The organism is Phycisphaerales bacterium, from assembly GCA_040221175.1.
GTDB lineage: Bacteria > Planctomycetota > Phycisphaerae > Phycisphaerales > UBA1924 > JAHCJI01.
This window is the reverse complement of sequence record JAVJVK010000004.1, coordinates 1103901-1120928: the sequence shown is the minus strand read 5'-3', so window position 1 is coordinate 1120928 and position 17028 is coordinate 1103901. Positions and strand designations below refer to the sequence as shown.

Annotated in this window: 13 protein-coding genes; 6 read left to right on the top strand and 7 right to left on the bottom strand. The window is 68.6% G+C overall.

Annotation, left to right across the window (positions count from 1 at the left end; translation table 11 throughout):
* Window positions 1-41: 41 nt before the first annotated feature.
* The 3 genes from RIE32_07095 (at window position 42) to RIE32_07085 (ending at window position 2628) form a co-directional block, all read left to right on the top strand.
* Window positions 42-1007, top strand: a complete 966-nt coding sequence (locus RIE32_07095; GenBank protein MEQ9096014.1) for a hypothetical protein — start codon at window positions 42-44, stop codon at window positions 1005-1007.
* Window positions 1008-1077: 70 nt separating this feature from the next.
* The gene (locus RIE32_07090; GenBank protein ID MEQ9096013.1) at window positions 1078-1872 is read left to right on the top strand and encodes a hypothetical protein; all 795 of its coding nucleotides are present in this window, start codon (window positions 1078-1080) and stop codon (window positions 1870-1872) included.
* Between the two features lie 66 nt (window positions 1873-1938).
* The gene (locus RIE32_07085; GenBank protein ID MEQ9096012.1) at window positions 1939-2628 is read left to right on the top strand and encodes a DUF2071 domain-containing protein; all 690 of its coding nucleotides are present in this window, start codon (window positions 1939-1941) and stop codon (window positions 2626-2628) included.
* On the opposite strand, the gene RIE32_07080 is transcribed toward RIE32_07085, so the two are convergent.
* Window positions 2623-3216 carry a hypothetical protein gene (locus RIE32_07080; protein MEQ9096011.1) on the bottom strand — a complete coding sequence of 198 codons (594 nt, stop codon included), beginning with the start codon at window positions 3214-3216 and terminating at the stop codon, window positions 2623-2625. The genes RIE32_07085 and RIE32_07080 overlap by 6 nt on opposite strands.
* Window positions 3217-3255: 39 nt before the next feature.
* Window positions 3256-6456, bottom strand: a complete 3201-nt coding sequence (locus RIE32_07075; GenBank protein MEQ9096010.1) for a hypothetical protein — start codon at window positions 6454-6456, stop codon at window positions 3256-3258.
* A 182-nt stretch (window positions 6457-6638) separates the two neighbouring features.
* On the opposite strand from RIE32_07075, the gene RIE32_07070 reads away from it, so the two are divergent.
* Complete coding sequence (locus RIE32_07070; protein MEQ9096009.1) at window positions 6639-7331, top strand: GC-type dockerin domain-anchored protein; 693 nt, start codon at window positions 6639-6641, stop codon at window positions 7329-7331.
* A 213-nt stretch (window positions 7332-7544) separates the two neighbouring features.
* On the opposite strand, the gene RIE32_07065 is transcribed toward RIE32_07070, so the two are convergent.
* The gene (locus RIE32_07065; GenBank protein ID MEQ9096008.1) at window positions 7545-8228 is read right to left on the bottom strand and encodes a hypothetical protein; all 684 of its coding nucleotides are present in this window, start codon (window positions 8226-8228) and stop codon (window positions 7545-7547) included.
* Between the two features lie 258 nt (window positions 8229-8486).
* Here RIE32_07065 and RIE32_07060 point away from each other — a divergent pair, with 258 nt between their 5' ends.
* Both RIE32_07060 and RIE32_07055 read left to right on the top strand, forming a co-directional pair.
* Window positions 8487-9998: a hypothetical protein gene (locus tag RIE32_07060; protein ID MEQ9096007.1), complete on the top strand. Its 1512-nt coding sequence runs from the start codon at window positions 8487-8489 to the stop codon at window positions 9996-9998.
* A 646-nt stretch (window positions 9999-10644) separates the two neighbouring features.
* Complete coding sequence (locus RIE32_07055) at window positions 10645-11676, top strand: hypothetical protein (GenBank protein ID MEQ9096006.1); 1032 nt, start codon at window positions 10645-10647, stop codon at window positions 11674-11676.
* A 175-nt stretch (window positions 11677-11851) separates the two neighbouring features.
* Here RIE32_07055 and RIE32_07050 read toward each other — a convergent pair whose 3' ends face one another.
* The 4 genes from RIE32_07050 to RIE32_07035 form a co-directional block, all read right to left on the bottom strand.
* Window positions 11852-13582 (bottom strand): GC-type dockerin domain-anchored protein, encoded by a 1731-nt coding sequence (locus tag RIE32_07050; protein ID MEQ9096005.1) that lies wholly within the window; start codon window positions 13580-13582, stop codon window positions 11852-11854.
* A gap of 126 nt (window positions 13583-13708) precedes the next feature.
* Window positions 13709-14152, bottom strand: a complete 444-nt coding sequence (locus tag RIE32_07045; protein ID MEQ9096004.1) for an ester cyclase — start codon at window positions 14150-14152, stop codon at window positions 13709-13711.
* A gap of 144 nt (window positions 14153-14296) precedes the next feature.
* Window positions 14297-16138, bottom strand: coding sequence for an integrin alpha (locus RIE32_07040; protein MEQ9096003.1), 1842 nt, complete (start codon window positions 16136-16138; stop codon window positions 14297-14299).
* Window positions 16139-16337: 199 nt separating this feature from the next.
* Window positions 16338-16829: a hypothetical protein gene (locus RIE32_07035; protein ID MEQ9096002.1), complete on the bottom strand. Its 492-nt coding sequence runs from the start codon at window positions 16827-16829 to the stop codon at window positions 16338-16340.
* Window positions 16830-17028: the final 199 nt, after the last annotated feature.

The following is a 17028-nucleotide window of genomic DNA, read 5'->3' as shown; positions in this document are numbered from 1 at the left end:
GGGAGGCACGCACCATGAGGAAATCGCGATCATGTCCGGGGGTGCTGGTATACATCCTTGCCCTGAGTCTCGTGTTTGTGTCGGCGGAGGCATGCCCAGCGGCACAGGCCAACGAGACGCGCACGAGATTGCGCGCGGTGTCATGGCAGTTTAACGACGGTCAGCAGGTCCACACCATCCATGGCATCGCGGCCGAGGGCATTTCGCTGGATGAAACAAACGCCGAGGGCCCGCGGGCGGTGCGGGTACTCTTGATGCCCGTTGGTTGGACCGCCCAGCCGAACCACGCGGATGCTCGGCTTGAATTTACCATCGGCCGCCAGACGCCAGCCAGCGGCACGCACCAGGTCATCGATATCGAGTTTGGTGCGGCCATGGTTGAACTCGAACCGGCGTCGCAGACCCGGAAGACCGCGATGGTTTCCGAGATGCGTCGGGCCGCACTGGCCGCGGTGGATCGAGACGGCCCTGTCCCCAAACTTCCCGTGCCTCAACTCGCCGAGAGCTTCCAGGATGCGGTCGAACGCTTTGTCAAGAACAAGCAGGATGCTGACACGGCACTCTCCGCCCAGGACGTCATCCGCCGGGCGGAAGATCAGGAGATCTACGCCGCCTTCCTGAGCTTCTGGCCCATGATCATCACGCGCAGCATTACGGCTGGCGCCGAGGGGACCGATGCCCTGGTCCTGGCTCTGCCCGACGAGAACGGCACCCAAGACGAGTTCACGTGCTTCAGCAAGTTCCTTGGTGGAAGTAATTTTCGATTGACCTCTGCCAACGGCACCTTCCCAGCGCTCAATGCCGGGGACCATTTGCGCATCAGCATCACGCAAACGCCGGGCAACCCAATCCAGATCGACCCCGGCCAGCCGATCAACACCGATCCGCCCATCCTGTCGTGGGCCCATCAGGTGCTCTGCCAGGGTTGGATGCAGGTATTCGGCCAGGGCCAGTGCCCCTCGTCCAACGAAGATTCTCAGTCCGAAGCCGGGAACAATGCCCGCTAGGGCGGAAGGGGGATTGATGGCGGCGCGACGAAAACGTTTTCTCGGCAGGTCACTGGCATGGGGGGCGGCCGTGGGCATGCTGCTGGCATCGCATGCCGGCGTGCAAGGCCAGACGCGCCAAGCGCCCGGACAAGCCGCTCAGGCACTCAACACCTATGGCCTGACGATCACGCCCCTGGTCTGGACGGTGCGTGGCGACGACGAGCCCGAACGGAGGATCGAGGGCGTCGTCGTCCGCGGCGTGGCCCTGCACCCGACCAAGGAAGACTCGGCCCGACCCATCCGAATGATCCTGATGCCCGCCGGCCCTCAGAAGAACCAGGAGGGCGGCGATGCGCCAACGCTGGCGTACGACGTCTTCGTTGCCCAGGCTGCCTCGGGCCGCTTCGAGGGAATCAACCTGCGCTCCGGTGTGGCAATGGTGGAGCTCTTGCCCGCCGCCGGGGCCGATCATCCGACCGTGCGTGAATCACTCAGCCGCGGACGGACGGGCGCTTCGGGCGACGGCGGTGGGCAGCACGATACACCGGTGAGCTTCTTTCCCCGCTGGCCGATGGTCATCACCCACGCCATGGTCGCTGGTGCCGAAGGGACCCGGCTGCTGGTCCTCAGCACGCCCGAGCAGGACGGCCGCCGGACACGCACGTTGGTTGGTCTGCTCGAGGGTGACTCGGCCGCCGTCGACTGGGAGGCCAACCGGGGCCAGCCGGTACAGTTGCGCGAGCACGAACGGACATGCATCACGAGCGAGGGCGAGCGTCGCCACCATGCCGCCCCGAATGGCCAGCAGCAGCAACACATGAACGATGCGCTGCGAGCGCTCGAAGCCGGCTGGAAGGCCGCCTTCGCCGACGAGCCTCGCTAAGTCTCAAACGCCATGCCTCCCGATCACCGCCCCTATCCCCCGCCAGGTTCTCCCTGGATCATGGCCATGCGGTGGTCGCGCCTGCTGTTCATGCACTGGCCCGTGCCGGTCGACGAACTCCGTCCGCATGTGCCTCCGATGCTCGAGATCGATACCTTCAACGGAGCGGCCTGGCTGGGGGTGGTGCCCTTCACCATGTCGGGCGTGCGGGCTCGCTTCACGCCCGCCCTGCCCGGGCCGGGCGCGTTCCACGAACTCAACGTCCGGACGTACGTCACGCACCAGGGCAAGCCCGGCGTGTGGTTCTTCAGCCTCGACGCCGCCAGCCGCCTGGCCGTCGAGGCAGCCCGCGCGTCGTTCCACCTGGCCTACTTCCACGCCCGCATGTCACTGGACGTCCGTGAAGACGGCATCGCCTACGACAGCGTGCGAACGGACCGCCGGGGGAAGCCCGCGAGGCTGTCGTGCCGGTACCGTGCAGATGGATCCCCCGCGCGAAGCAAGCCCGGCTCGCTCGAGTCCTTTCTCACCGATCGATACCGCCTGTACGCGAGCGACCTGCCACCCGGGTTGCCCAGGCGCTTGTGGGTCGGCGAGATCGATCACGATCCCTGGCTGCTCGCGCCGGCGTATTGCGAAGTCACCGAGAACACCATGGCTTCGCCGCTAGGCATCCAGACGCCGGCCGAAGCGGCCCTGCTGCATCTGGCAGAGCCCGTGGCCGTCCGGGCGTGGCTGCCGCACCGTGTTCTATAACCCTGGGCGCGTAGACGGGACCGTGGGTGCCGCGCGACCGCGTGTCAAGTCGAACACCGCGCGGAACCGGCGATCCGATCCTTCGCGGCGGAGCGCATACTGCAGAACTGCGCCCGATCGAATTTCGATGGTCCACACGCTGTGCTCGGCCTCTTCCTGCAGCGCAATCGTGTACTCGCTGGCGTAGAAGTCCTGTGCGTGCTCCGTGCCCGTCCCGCGCGTCGAGCCGCCGTATCCACTCGGGGGTCCGTCGGGGCTCGACGTGTGCACGTGCTCGAGGCTCAGGGTGTCTTCGTCGCGCCGAACGACCAGCGTGGCCCACTGGCGGCCATCGATCAGCAGCGGCATCGAGACCGAGTCTTCTTCGCACTCGGCCACGTGCAGCGTCAGCGTGCGGTCGCGGAAGGTCGCGCTCTGGGTGGTGTCCTCGATCACGCGGCCGGGGTAGGCCTTGCCGCACAACTGCGTCAGGCTGTCCCAGAAGGTCTGCTGGGGCAGCACCTTTGGCTTGCTCGAACATCCAACCAGGATCGTGAGCATCGCCGCGACCAGGACCAGTCCCGCCGTTCGTGCAAGCCGATTCGTCATCGCGGGTCCTCCTGCCCGAGCGGGGCGCGAACGGGCGACTTAATACCCCAGCATGGCGGCGCCCAGCCGATCGACGCGCTCGCGCGACGGATTGACGCCGGTGGGCTCGAGCCCGAAGCCGATGGACGTATCGCCCGTGATGTCGTTATAGGTCAGCCGGGCCGTCAGGTTCAGGTGGGGCATCTCCCGACCCACGCGGAAGGTCGCGCTCTGGAACTGCCCGGCCTTCTCGTTGTACGTGCCCACCGCGCCGATGGTGTAGCGGTCGCCCAGCTTGTAGTCGCTCCCGACGTTGACGTACGTGTCGTCGCTATAGCCCAGGTGCCGAAGCTCGGCGAACAGCCGCATGTCGGGCCACTGCTCGATGGAAAAACCCGCCACGCCCTCGGCAGTGCGGTCCTGCTCCAGGTCATAGATCCACTGCCCGGTCACGCCCAGCGCGTCGGTCGGCCGCCACACGGCCTGCACGTCCAGCGCATCGCCAAACTGGCTGCGCTCGGGATAGGCGTCGAAGAACCGCGGCGTGCGATCCTCGTTGACGCGGTCCTCGCCGGCGAAGGTCAGGTGCGTACCCAGCCGCAGCACGTCGACAGACTCGTAGCTGCCCAGCGACCCGCGCATGGTCTGGATGGTCTGGTCCACGCCGAAGCGCACCGCCGGCCCCTGCGCAAAGGTCTCCACGTCCTCGTCGTACACGGGGATGGCCCCCTGGGCCACGGTCGAGTCTCCGTACCAGAACGTCGCGTTGGGCTCGATGACGTGCCGCAGGCGGTGCAGGTCGAGCGCGTCGGACGCCACGCCGTTGTACACGCGCGTGAGCTGGGTCGACAGACGCGTCCCCACGGCGCCGCGGGCGACCAGCGCATCGGCATCCTCGCCCGTCACCGCCGCGTAGTCGTCAAAGTCGGTGTCGTAGCCGGTCAATCGCCCCGTCGCGAACGGCTGGATGCGCAGCACGCCGGCCTCGATCTGGCCGCTCAGCTCGTGCAAAGTGTCGAAGCGGAAGATGGCCGATTCGTCCAGCCCCTGGGCCCGCAGCCGGTCGCCCGGGCTCTGGCCGGGATTGATGCCCAGGGCCGCCTGGGCCCGCGAGACCGATGGGAATCCAAGCTCGGCCGCCGTGGGCTCGGTGAAGCTCAGCCGCAGCTGGCCCACGCGGCTGTCGCTGCGATAGGTCAAGAGCCCCGGGGCCGCGTCGGGCAGCAGGTCGTCGCCCGGCCGGGCGTAGCGCAGCTCGGGCAGGCGCTCGGTCGTATAGCCGCGGGCGCGCAGCTGGTAGTCGGTCACCACGAAGTCGTTGGTCTGCGCGTTGATGCCCAGCAGCAGCATGCTGCGCTCGTCGATGCGCTGCAGCGAGGCGCCGGTGGCCGGCTCGCGCCGGCTCCAGGTCATCTCCGGAAAGAACGTCGCCACGACGTTTTCGTCGCTGAACCACGAGCCCTCGGCCCGCAGGGTCCAGTTGTCGTCCAGCCGGCCCAGGTGCTCAAGCAGCGCCACGGTCCGGTTCTCGCCATCGCGGTCGATGCGCGCGCCGGTGGGCAGCAGGTCACGCCCCGTGTCGTTGAAGAGGTTGTACACGAACAGGCTCCCGCTGCCGCCGGCGCGGTCCTGCCATCGCAACTCGCCGCCCAGCGCCGCCCCGCGCCGGAAGTACGCGTCGATCAGCAGGTCCAGGTCCACGCCCGCGGGCGCTTCGACCCCCGCCAGCGCGAAGGCGTCCCAGGTGGTCCGCAGCACCTCGCCGTGGCGGTCGCTGGTCTCCACCCCCACGTCGCGCAGCGGGATGCGCGACGGATCGCCCACGTAGATGGGCCAGTAGAGGAACGGCACGCCCATGGCCCGCGCCGTGATGTGCCGCGCATCGGCGATCATCCGCGTGCCGGCCGCCTCGCCGCCCGGGCGATCCTCGATGCGCAGCGTCAGCGTGCTGGCGCCCAGGGCCAGGTGCGGGCGGAAGAATCCCGTCGTGGTGATCCGCGCGTCGTCGGCCACGATCTCGCCCAGCGAGCGCTGGCGGATCTCCACCGCCCGCAGGTAGATGGGCGTGGGCGTGCCGGCCGGCTCGGCCCGGAAGACCGCGTCCAGCAGCAACGCGCGGTCGCCCGCCAGGTCGTAGTACACCCTCGGCGAGCGCACGCGGTAGCGGTCGACGTCCTGCCGCCCGCCGTCGCCGCGCACGCGCTCGATATCGGCCACCACGGCGCCTTCCAGGTACAGGCCCATCACGTCGGCCGCGTCCAGTCGGGGCGCGCCCACCAGGTCGGCCTTGTGGAAGAGCACCGCGTCCTGGGCGGTCAGCTGCGCCCGCTGGCCGCCCACCGCGTCGTCGAACAGGATCGTCACCGGCCCGCGCATCACCACGGCGTAGGGCGGGCGGCCGTCGGCGCCGTCTCCCTCGTGCAGCCGCACCTGCTCGATGCCCGCCGCCGAGAAGCTCACCCGCCCGCGCCCCGGCAGGATCGGCGGGCGCACCGGGCCGCCGCCCAGCCGCTGGCGGGCCAGCTGCAGCACGTCGCGCAGGGCCCGGTCCTCGGCGGCCAATTGCTCGCCGCTCACCCGGGGCAGCGCCAGGCCCACCGCGTCGCGCAGCCGGTCGGCGAAGACCGCCTCGGCCACCGCCACCGCGCGGGCCTGCCGGCGCACCAGGGCGGGCGGCACGCGGCGGGCTTCGGCATCCAGTCCCTCGGCCCCGGGCGCTCCCTCGCGAGACACGATCGCCGACAGCGCGAGCGTGCCCCCGGGCGCCAGGCGGCCCTCGATGGGCACCAGCGGTCCGGCGATGCCAGCGCCGGGCGCGCTCGTGGGCATGATGGCCTCTTCGAGCAGGAAGTAGAACTGCTCGCCGCCGGCGCCATCCAGCGATTGCACCCAGCCGTGCAGCCGGTCGGCCCGCAGCTCGAGCGTGCCGATGGTCACGCGCACGTCGCCCTCGAGCAGCACCCGCCGCGTGGGCGTCACGCCGGGCGTCAGCGGCGCATCGCTCCAGGTCCACGCCCGCCGCCCGGCCAGCTCGATGGCCCGCACCGCCGCCCCCTGGCCGCCGCCCACGGGGAGCCGTACGGGCCCGAAGCCCTCGCCGGTGATGGCCAGGGGGTCGATCTGGAGCCCATCCAGCTGGACGCCCCGGGTCTGGTCGTCCACCGGCTGGCCCTGCGCGGCGGGGTGGCCCAGCGCCACGGCGCACGCCAGGCCGAGCGAGACGGTCCAGCGGGTACGTTCGGTCGGGGCGCGCGCGGGCATCGGCCGAGTCTAGCCGCGCTCCACCGGCCCGCCCCCGTGAAGCACGCGTGCCCGGCGCATGAGAACCCCCTCAGAGCCGGGACGTGTTCGCCAAGGTTCTCCCCTGCGGCGCGCGCCCTGCCGGATCGCCACGATCGCGCCGGTATGGTGGAGTCGCCAGACCCCAACAGGAGGATCACGCCATGATGCGTCGCATGACCCATCGCCCGCTCACCGCCGCCACCCTGACCCTCGCTGCCCTCGCGACGACCGCCCACGCCGACCCGCTGTTGGCCGTCCGCGTGCTCGAGGGGGGCGATTACTTCATCGATGATGGCGCCATGGCCGAGGGCGCCTTCGCATTCGACACCGAGGACGGCCGCTACCGCGACGTCCCGGACTTCCTCGCAGGCGGCGACCTCCTGCGCACCGACGCGGACGACAAGGACGACGCCGACACCAGCCTGCGCCTGACGGTCCGGGCCCCGGCCACGGTCTACGTCCTGCACGCCGACGCCGCCGGCCTGCCCGGCTGGATCGCCACCGACTACCAGGACACCGGCGAGGACCTGACCCTCGACACCGACGACGACACGTGGACCTATTCGATCTACCGCCGGGAGCTCGCCGGCACGGGCGAGGTCGAGCTGGCGCTCTTCAACAACAGCACCTTCGACCTGGACGACGACATCATGTACGGCGTGGTGGGGGTGTCGGGCGGGAGCGAGCCCTGCCGCCCGGACATCGACGGTGACGGCGAGCTGACCCTCTTCGACTTCCTCGCCTACCAGAACCTCTTCGACGCCGGGAGCGCCGAGGCCGACTTCGACGGCGACGGCGAACTCACGCTGTTCGACTTCCTTGCCTACCAGAACGCGTTCGACGCGGGGTGTTGAAGTTCGTCTTGTCGCCTCGCCGGCGGGGCCGTGCGCGGGCTGCGCCCGACGCGTTGGGTTCGGTTGCACGAGAGCCCGCATGCCGGCTTGCGGCGCACGAAAACGGGAGGCGGGCCCTCCGGCCTACCTCCCCTTCAGATACTTCAACCTACAGCTCCTTCCAGAGCTTCTATCTCGCTTCGCGCCGGCTCAGCCGCCGCGAAGCGAAACTCTTCACGCCACCCGCGCCAGCGGCCCGCCCTGGCTCCCGGCGCTGCCGAAGTTCGCCCGGGCGCTGGTGCTGAAGGGGCTGGCCTGGCCGTTGCTGATGCGCACCCGCACGCGGTAGTCCACCGCGCGCAGGCCAACGGGCACGGCCGGGTCGACGAAGCGCTTCTCGTTAATCAGCGCCACGATCGTCCACGGCCCCTCGGTGCCGTCCAGGGCCAGCGTCTGCCGCTGGACTTCGTAGAGCGCTCCGCCGCCGCTGGTGACGTCGAAGCTGAAGACGACCGACCCGTCGGTGGTGATCTGCGTGGGCAGCACCACGGGCGTGGGCGGCGCGGGCCGCTCGCCGCCGGTCTTGGGCGCGGGAATCTGGGCCCGCACCCACACGCCCGGGTCGTCGGTGTTGCGGCCGTAGCCGTCGATGGTGGTCATGATGCTGCCGAGCTGTCGCAGCATCTCGTCCAGGGCGGCGTCCTTGTCTTCGGTCGCCGCCCGAGCGGCGCTGAGCGCCGCCCCCTGGGCCGCCAGCTTCGCCTCGACGTCGGAAACGGCGAGGTCGAAATTGTCGGCCATCAACTGAGAAATCCCGATGTCGGGAACGCCGGCCTGGCCACCCTTCCAGATATCTGCATGGGTGCGAGACCAATCAACGAGTTCCGCCTGTCGCGACGGATAGCGATGCGTACGCATGGTGCATACTCCGAATCTGCTGGCCTTCCGGGGTGGAGCCCGTCTTGGGCGCCCCATGGGCCGTTGTCCTGGCCGCCGAGCCCCGGGCGAAGTGCCCGGTCGAAACCCGCCGGCCAGAACCAGTTTCGGGACCTTTGAGGGGCGGCTTTAGCCTGAAACAGAAATTCAAGACTGGGGACTTTCCCCATCGCCGTCCGCCTCGCCTAGTCTGTGTATCAGCGGACAAGGCCTCTTGGTAAGCCCGAATGGAGATCTGGCGTGTCAACCAACCTCTCAGATGAGGGCAGTCAGACAGAACGCTGGAAGTTGGCTTGGCTTGAGTTGTCATTTGACGGCGCGAGCGAAGGCATCACCGAAGCATCCGCCACAACTGATGGTCAGCAAACTTCGACGCACCACAGCGCGGCCTCGGCGGCACTTGGCCACGTTATCGACTTTGATAGGAGAATGGCCTCGCTGTGGAAGTACGCTGCGTCCGTCGGGCGCCAGGCGTCGATTGCTCTAGACGTTCAGTTAACGAAGTCGCTTCTCGAGGCCTTGAGAACGCAGGCGGATCAAGACACAGAGTCTAGTGACAAACCAATAAATACCTATATTAATGTGCAGATGAAGAGCAACAAAGGCAACGTTCTCAATAAGCGTATTCGATTGATTCAGACCGCGCAGGAAGCGAGTGATCTGGCGGAGCGTGTTGGCGGCACCACCGACCCACTTGAAATACTGCATACTGGAGTACTGCAGAACCAGGTCAACGCTTTCGAACGCATGGTTGCCGATATCATTGTTGCCGCGATCGCGCAGGAGCCCGACGCGCTTCCACGAGACTACCGGATTCCGCTCAAGGATCTGGCTGGCCTGAAGAATTACGATCAGGCCATTGAATTCGCGATCTTGAAGTACGTTGATGAGCACATGCGCGACAGCACTAAAGATCAGCTGGCCCTTCTAAGAAATGCAGCAAATGTAGAAGTCGAGAAATTCGCTAGTTTTATTCCTGAGTTTAAAGAAGTGGTACTTCGCCGGCACGCCGTAGTTCATGCTGGCGGCATTGCAGTACCAGAGTACCTCCAGAAGCGAGCGAGGCTTTCGCTTCCAAATAACCACTTTCCGGTTTCTCTCGGACAGGATTTGACGCCTGACCATGCGTACCTGCGGCACGCATGGTGCGTGACATATGCCCTGGGTTGGATACTTGCTGATCGTGTTTGTCGACGTATGGCAGGCAAGTCACATGGGCCGGTACGCGGCCAAGCCAGTCCGTGGGATCATTTGCTCTTTCGTGCTGGTTTTAAGTGTATTGAGCTCGGCCAGTATAGAGCCTCGCAACTTATCTACGAGTATGTGACGAAGTTCAAGGTATTTGAACACATCGAGCGTCTCAACATGTCATCTACCATTAATTTGGCGCAGGCGTATCTCTGGGATGGGAAACGCGATGAGGCTTTGGAGGCATTAGGTCGGTATGAATGGGCTGCCCTGCATCAGAACTTCGCGGTGTGTGCTTATGCATTGCAAGGTGATTATAGTTTGTTTGTGAGCGCTCTGTCGGACGTCTCATTCACGTCGTGGTTTCCCAAGGAGTCGTTCTGGGCATGGCCTGTGTTTCGGGACATGAGAAAAAATCCCGATTACGATACAGTGGTCAAAGAAAAGACGGGTGCTAGTCGTCCTCAGTCTTCGAGCATTCACAGCCGAAAAGAGCAAGGTTTGGATGTATTCACGATGCCGAAGCCCAATCAGCTTTATAAGGCTATCTGTCAGTTTGAGTAGATGCCGAGGCACTGTCAGTTGACCTTCCCTGGCGCTGACTGCAATTCCCCGTTCATGCTCCCAGCCTTTCCGGAGCCCAGCCTGAGATCCCGGCGACGCCTCGATGCTCCCAAAGCCTCGTCCGACATCCCCGGAGCGCTGCCCGACCTCCCCGAGACGCTCCCCGACATCCCCGACGCCCCGGCCGGCATTCCCGGGACCTTTCCCGGCATCCCCGACGCCTCGTCCGACCTCCCCGGAACGCTCCCCGGCATCCCCGGAGCCTCGTCCGGCATCCCCGGAGCCTCGTCCGGCATCCCCAAAGCGTTCCCCGGCATCCCCGGAACGGTCTTGAACCGCCCTCAGAGCCCCTGAGCCCCGATCTTACATCGCGAAGCGCAAGAATTGCGCATCGACTCTCTGGCGAGGCGCTTCCTGTGGCACGCTCGGGGTTGCGTACAAGCGACGGATGGGATTTTCCATAGGGGCGGGGCGCGCCATGCTTCCGTAACCAGTTGTCAGTCCATGGCTTTGGGGTTGAGACCCTTCGGGCGGCCATCGGGCACGCGTCGTCGCCGACGAAAATGCGGGCGGGGCGGCCGCGTTTGTTGGTATATTGAGCCAACACACGCAGCGTTGCGAGGAGGGAAACGAAGAAGGAGCAGGCATGCCAACGCTGAACATCCAGGGCCGCGTCATCTATGCCAACGGCCAGCCGGCCAGGAACGTCGACGTCAAGATCTTCGACATGGACCAGGTCAACGGAAAGATCAAGGACCAGCTCATCTTCTCGGGCGTCACCGACGATGATGGCAACTTCTCGGGGCAGTCCATCGACTGGCAGAAGAAGATCAAGACCGAGCGGCAGCTCCTGCCGTGGGAGTCCGGATTCCCCGGCACCGTGACCGAGTCGAACTACGACCTGGGCGACATCCTGGTCATGAAGGCCCGGGTGAGCGAGGGGGCCAAGACGCAGGACATCGTGCCCTTCATCAGCAGCGCACCGGTGCCGATGGTCTTGCCCTGGGCGCCGGCGGCATCGCGGGGACGCGACGGACGCGGAGAAGGCCGTAGAGCCGAGCGGGGCGATTCGGAGGACGATTCGTCGGCCGACGACAACCCGCTCGTCCGTCTCGTCGGCGAAGCCAACAACTTTTCGATGGCGGTGGTCGACGGGATCGTCAGCGTGTTCTCGGGCGATCCCATTGCACGGATCGGAGACACGAACGTCTACGCCAACGACCCCGAAAAGCTGTTCCGCGAGCTCAAGAAGCGTATGGAGAGCGGGCATGCGAAGGTCAGCTTCCAAGTCTTCGGGCCCGCGGCGACCATGTTCAAGGAATTCGCTGATAAGTCGTCCGACGAGCTTGCCAAAGTTCTGAAGCAACACCTGGGAAACTCGCCCCAAGCTCCTCTTGGCATCATCGAGCCAATCACGCTCACCAGCACCGGCGTGGTCATCATCGTGTGCATGGCACTCATCTGTCTGCTCATTCTGCCCCTCACGCTCGCCGCGGGCTTCTTGTTCGTCTGCATCGGAATCGGCCTGCTGGTCGCGTTGGCCCTGGGCTACAAGTGCCTCGATCTGTCGACGTGTCCGGGAGTTGTCGGAGACGTGCTCGATGATTCGGGCGGCGTCGAGTTCGAGAACTGCGTGAACTTCACCCTCGCCATGGACGCGTCGGCCTGCGGCGGCTGATCGCGAGCGAGGCATCGGACCACGTCGATCCGACCTCAAAACGCTGAACCTGTTCCCGATCCCAGTGCTCATGACGAGCGCCGGGATTGGGGAAGCGTCTCCACCCGCCCTCACAGCCCCTGAGCCCCGTTCCCATATCCGGACGCGCAGGAGCTGCGCGGGCACGGGCCCGCCGTCAGCAGCCCGCGTCGAAGGCGTTCTGGAAGGCCAGGAAGTCGAATAGGGTCAGGCTGCCATCGCCGTCGAAGTCGGCGGCGGGGTCGCCCATGTCGAAGAGGTTCTGGAATTCCAGGAAATCGAAGAGCGTCAGCTCGCCGTCGCCGTCCAGGTCGGCCGGGCACGGGGGCGTCTGGCACTCGTCGGGGATGTTGTCCAGGTTGAGGTCCAGGCTCGTGCCGTCGGCGATGTCCACCAGGTCGTGGATGCCGTTGGCGTTGCAGTCCGCCGGCACGGCGCCGGTCGGGACGGTGTCGCCGCGCGTCTCGGCGGCCGCGCCGTCGGCGCCGGCGTTGCCCCCCGGGCCGCCCCGGCCGCCCGCGCCGGCCGGGCCGAGCGTGAAGCGGGCCCCGGTGAGGTCGATCGGGCCGCCGAACGAGAAGTTCGCCTCCCAGAGGCCGATGGAGGGCCCGCCGGCGCCGCCGCCGCCGCTGCCGCCGTCGCCGCCGCGTCCGCCGTTGCCGCCACGAGCGCCGTTGGAGCCGTCGTCCTGCTCGCTGCTGCCGCCGTATGGGTTGCCCGCGGTGCAGAATCGCACCCAGACGCCGCCCCGGCCGCCCTCTCCGCCCGCGCCGCCGGCCCCGCCGTCGCCGCCGGCCCCGCCGCCCTGGGTGATGAACACGCCGTCGGACACGATGACGTCGCCGCTCTCGAAGACGACCAGGCCGATGGAGGCCCCGCCGCCGGCCCCGCCGGTGCCGCCCTGCCCGCCGTCGCCGCCGGCGCCGCCGCCGGCCCCGCCGCCGCCCCAGCTATCGCACGAACTGGTGCCGCCGCCGCCGCCGCCGCCACCGCCACCGCCGCCGCCCAGGTGGCCCCGGAAGCCATCGCGCCCATCGCCCCCGGCGTAGCCGTCCTGGTCGATGCCGCCCTCGCGTCCGCCGTCGCCGTGCCGGCCGGTGGCGCCATCGCCCCCGTGCCCGCCCACGGGGTCCTGGCCGGGGATGATCGCGAACGGGCACCAGTTGCCCTGGCCGAAGAAGGTGCCAAACCCCGCCGCGCCGCCGTTGGGGCCGCCGCCGGGCTCGCCGTTTTCGCCCAGGGCGGCGCCGCGTCCGGGCCGGCCGCCGTCGCCCCCCCGCCAGCCCGGGCCCCATCCTCCGGCACCCCCACCCGGGCGAACGACGCCCGAGGAGCAGAACAGGCCGGGGTCGTCCTCGACGCCCGCGCCGCCCAGGCCGCCGTCCTGGCCCCGTGGGCCGTCGGCGCCGCGCGTGCCGTTGGCGCCATCGGCGCCCTTGGGCGCGGCGAACGTGCAGCGGCTGAAGAACAGGCTGCCGCTGCGATCGACGAACAGGCCGTAGCCGCTGGGGTCTGCGGGCAGGGTCGTCGTGAAGGTCACGCGATCGAAGACCAGGTCAAAGGAGGAGAGCGGCGCCTCGAGCAGCAGGCGGGTGTGGTCGGTCTCGACGCGCGTCCAGCCGGCGTCGGCATCGAAGCCGCCCAGCACCCGGTCGCCGCGCACGAGCGTCACGTCCTGGTAGTCGCCGATGTCCAGGTACATGACCGGGGCTGCGCCCGACCGCAACGCCCGCGCGGCGCCCAGCGTCTGCACGGGCTGGTCTTGCGTGCCGGGGTTGGCGTCGTCGCCGAAGCGGTCCGACACGTAGACGGGCCCCTGGGCCAGCGCGTTGGTGGCGGCCAGGGCGGCCAGGACGAGGGCGGTGGTGCGGTTCTGGAGGGGTCCCATGGTGGTGCTCCGGGTCGAAGGTGATGGCGATGCGGCGGCGTCGCAGGCCGCTCCACCCGGAACGCGACAACCGCCGCCGGATCCGGCAGCGGTTGCTGGAGATTCCTGGGATGGACCGCGAGCGGCCTACGCCCAGCCGATCTGCCTGAGGCTGTGGCCGTCGTTCCACACCTTGGTCATGTGCCGCACGCGATCGCCGTCGAAGGCCATGGCGTAGACGTACTGGGCCTCGACCTTCTTGCCCGTGGGCGGCACGGGCCCGCCCTCGCCCGTGTGGGTGGCGCGGAAGGTGCCAAAGCCCATGACCGTGCCCGCGTCCTGGTCGGCGGCGAAGGCGTGCACCTCGTAGCTGGCGTCGGGCGCGATGGCGTACATGCCGGCCATCCACTCGGTGTACTGCTCGAGCGTCTTCACGTCAGCCAGCGCGTCGGCCTGGGCGCTGAAGGTGGCGTCGGGGTGGCAGTACTGCTTGCACGCGGCCCAGCCCTTGCCCGATTCGCAGGCGTCGAAGAGCTTGCGGGCGGTGTCGGTCATCGATGCGGCCGTGCTGGTGGTGGGGGTCGTTGCCATGATGGGCTCCCTTGAAAGGACGCCTCGGGACGCCCCAAGGCCCGCACGCGCGACCCCTGGACCCCCAGCGCCGCGGGACGGTACGCGCGGGCGTCGATCGGCGTCACGCGGTGGCGGGCCCGGGGCCGGCGGGGCGGATCCCACTCAGCAGCCCGCGACGAACGCGTTCTGGAAGGCCAGGAAGTCGAAGATCGTCAGGCTGCCGTCGCCGTCGAAGTCGGCGATGGGGTCGCCCATGGCGAACAGGTTCTGGAACTCGAGGAAGTCGAAGATGTTCAGCACGCCGTCGCCGTTGAGGTCGGCCGGGCAGTCGATGGGCGTGCGCCCGTAGACGACGTAGCTCGATCCGGCGCCCTGAAGGCCGCCGGGATCGGCGAAGGGGGCGCCGATGATCACGTCGCCCCGGCCGTCGGCGTTCACGTCGCCCGCGGAGGCAACCGAAGAAGCGGCAAAGTCGAATCCGTTCACGCCGTCGAGCCGGAAGCCATTCGAACCATCGAGGCTGGCCAGGGGCAGCACCGCCGGGAAGCCGCCGGCCCCGCCGCCGCGACCGAAGACGACGTACGCCTTGCCCACGCTGTCCAGCCCACCGAAGTCGACGATGGGGGCGCCGATGATCACGTCGGCGATGCCGTCGCCGTTGAGGTCGCCCGCAGAGGCGATGGACCTGCCGGCCTGACCGAACGTCTCCACCCCGGGGAAGCGGAAGCCCGACTGCCCGTCGATGTCGCTCCATGCGATCGCCGGCGGAAAGGCTTCGCCTTCGTCGAAGTCGCGGCCAAAGACCACCGCGCCAGCGCCGGCGTCGGAGCGCCCGCCCGGATCGCGTCCTGGCACGCCAACAACGACGTCGCCCACCCCGTCGCCGTCCACGTCGCCCGCCCCGGCGACCGAGCTGCCCAGGGCGTCGCCCTCAACGTCGCCGTCGATGCGAAAGCCGTTGCGGCCGTCCAGTGCGTCCAGGGACACGACAGCGCCCAGTCCGCCACGCCGACCGAACACGACGTACGCGGAGCCCATCCTCGTGCGACGGTCGGGCCGGGCGTTGGAGGCGCCGATGATGACGTCGTCGATACCGTCGCCGTTGACGTCGCCCGCCTCCGCGACGCGCGCGCCGGTGCGGTCGCTCTCGCCCACCCCGCCGAGCACGACGCCGGTCGCGGCGTCCAGGCGCGTGAGATCGATGGCCGGCGGGAAGCGGCCGCCCGCGCCGGTGTCGACGCCGTACACGACGTAGGCCACGCCCGCGTCGGCCTGGCCGCCGAAGTCGTTGCCGAACGCGCCCACCAGCACGTCGTCGACGCCGTCGCCGTTGAGGTCCCCCGCCGAGGCGACGCTGATGCCGCTCGTGTCTCCCTCGGCGCCGTCCATGCGGAAGCCGATCTCGCCGTCCAGCTCGTCGAGGGTGAGCAGCGCGGGGAAGCGATCGCCGCCGGGCACGTCGCGCCCGAAGACGACGTAGCTCGACCCCGCCTGGAGGCGACGCAGCGGCTCGGACAGCGGCGCGCCGATGATGAGGTCGTCGATGCCGTCGCCGTTGACGTCGCCGGCCGGGGCCACCGAGCCCCCGCTGAATCCGGGGCGCTCGACGCCGTCGATGCGAAAGCCGTTCTGGCCGTCGAGATCTCGCAACTGGAACTCGGCCGGGAACCCGCTGTCGCTGCCAAAGACGACGAAGGTCATGCCGGCCGCGGCAACGCCCCCGCTGGACTCGTCCGGCGCGCCGATGATGAGGTCGTCGATGCCGTCGCCGTTGATGTCGCCGACCGAGGCCACCGATTCGCCGCTGAAGTTCCCGTCGCTCACGCCGTCGAGCCGGAAGCCGATCTCGCCGTTCAGGTCGGCCAGATCGAGCGTGGCCGGGAACGGTTGCTCCAGCGGATCGCTCTGGGCCAGGGCTGCTGGCAGCATCGGCGCCGCCATGGGCAGGCCCGCAGTGATCACCAGCACCGCATCGCGGCGCCCACGAATTCGAACGTCTTGCATCGTGACCTCCCACGAGCCCCGGGCATGCCGCGGCATGCTGCGAAGCTAACGGATTGTGGTTGTGGGGTCAAGGCGGAACCCATCCCCAATACCCCGTGTTCTTGGGAGTTTCCGGACGACGCACCGCGCATCGGCGCCGCTCCGCTGCGCGTCCGAGGGGTCTACGCAGGCAACGTAAGATCGTGCGATGCGCCTGGGCCTACCAGCTCGCCCAGATCACCGCCACCAGGAAGGCCAGCACGTGCACGCTCCAGGCGATGGCGGCCAGCTTGAATTGGGCGTGGTGGCCCAGGGCCATCAGGCGGTGGCGGCGGGCGCCCATGGCGATGGCGGCGGCCCCGCTCGCAAGGCCAAAGGCCGCCAGCAGGAACACCGGCCAGGGGGCCAGGTCGCCCTCGGTCACCAGCACCATGGCGATCAGGCCGCACACCAGCAGGCCGGCGACGCCGCTGAACATGCCCGGGGCCATCGCCACCAGCAGCCACCCGAAGCGCGGGCGGGCCAGGCCGACGGTGAGCACCAGGTCGTGGCGGCACTCGGGGCACACCGGCGTGGTGAGTCCCTTGAGGTCGTAGCCGCAGGCCGGGCAGGGGGCCGCGTGGTCGCGCAGGAACGCGATGAGGGGGGCGGCGGTCTGGTCGTGATGGGGGTCGTGGTGGGGGTCGGGGTTGGCGTCGGTGTCGGGGGGCATCGGGGGGTTGTAGTCGCGCGGGTGGGCGCGGGTTCGCCGTCGCTGCGTGCTTCGTGCCGCCTAGTTCGTGGCGCGTAGTTCGTGACGCGACTTGGGCGGCGCGCCGCGGGTGGGCGTGAGTGGGGGCGGCGGTTCACGCTGAGCCAACCCGGCCGCGCGCGGGTGCGCCGCGGTGGCGCGCTGCGTCGCGCGGCCAGGA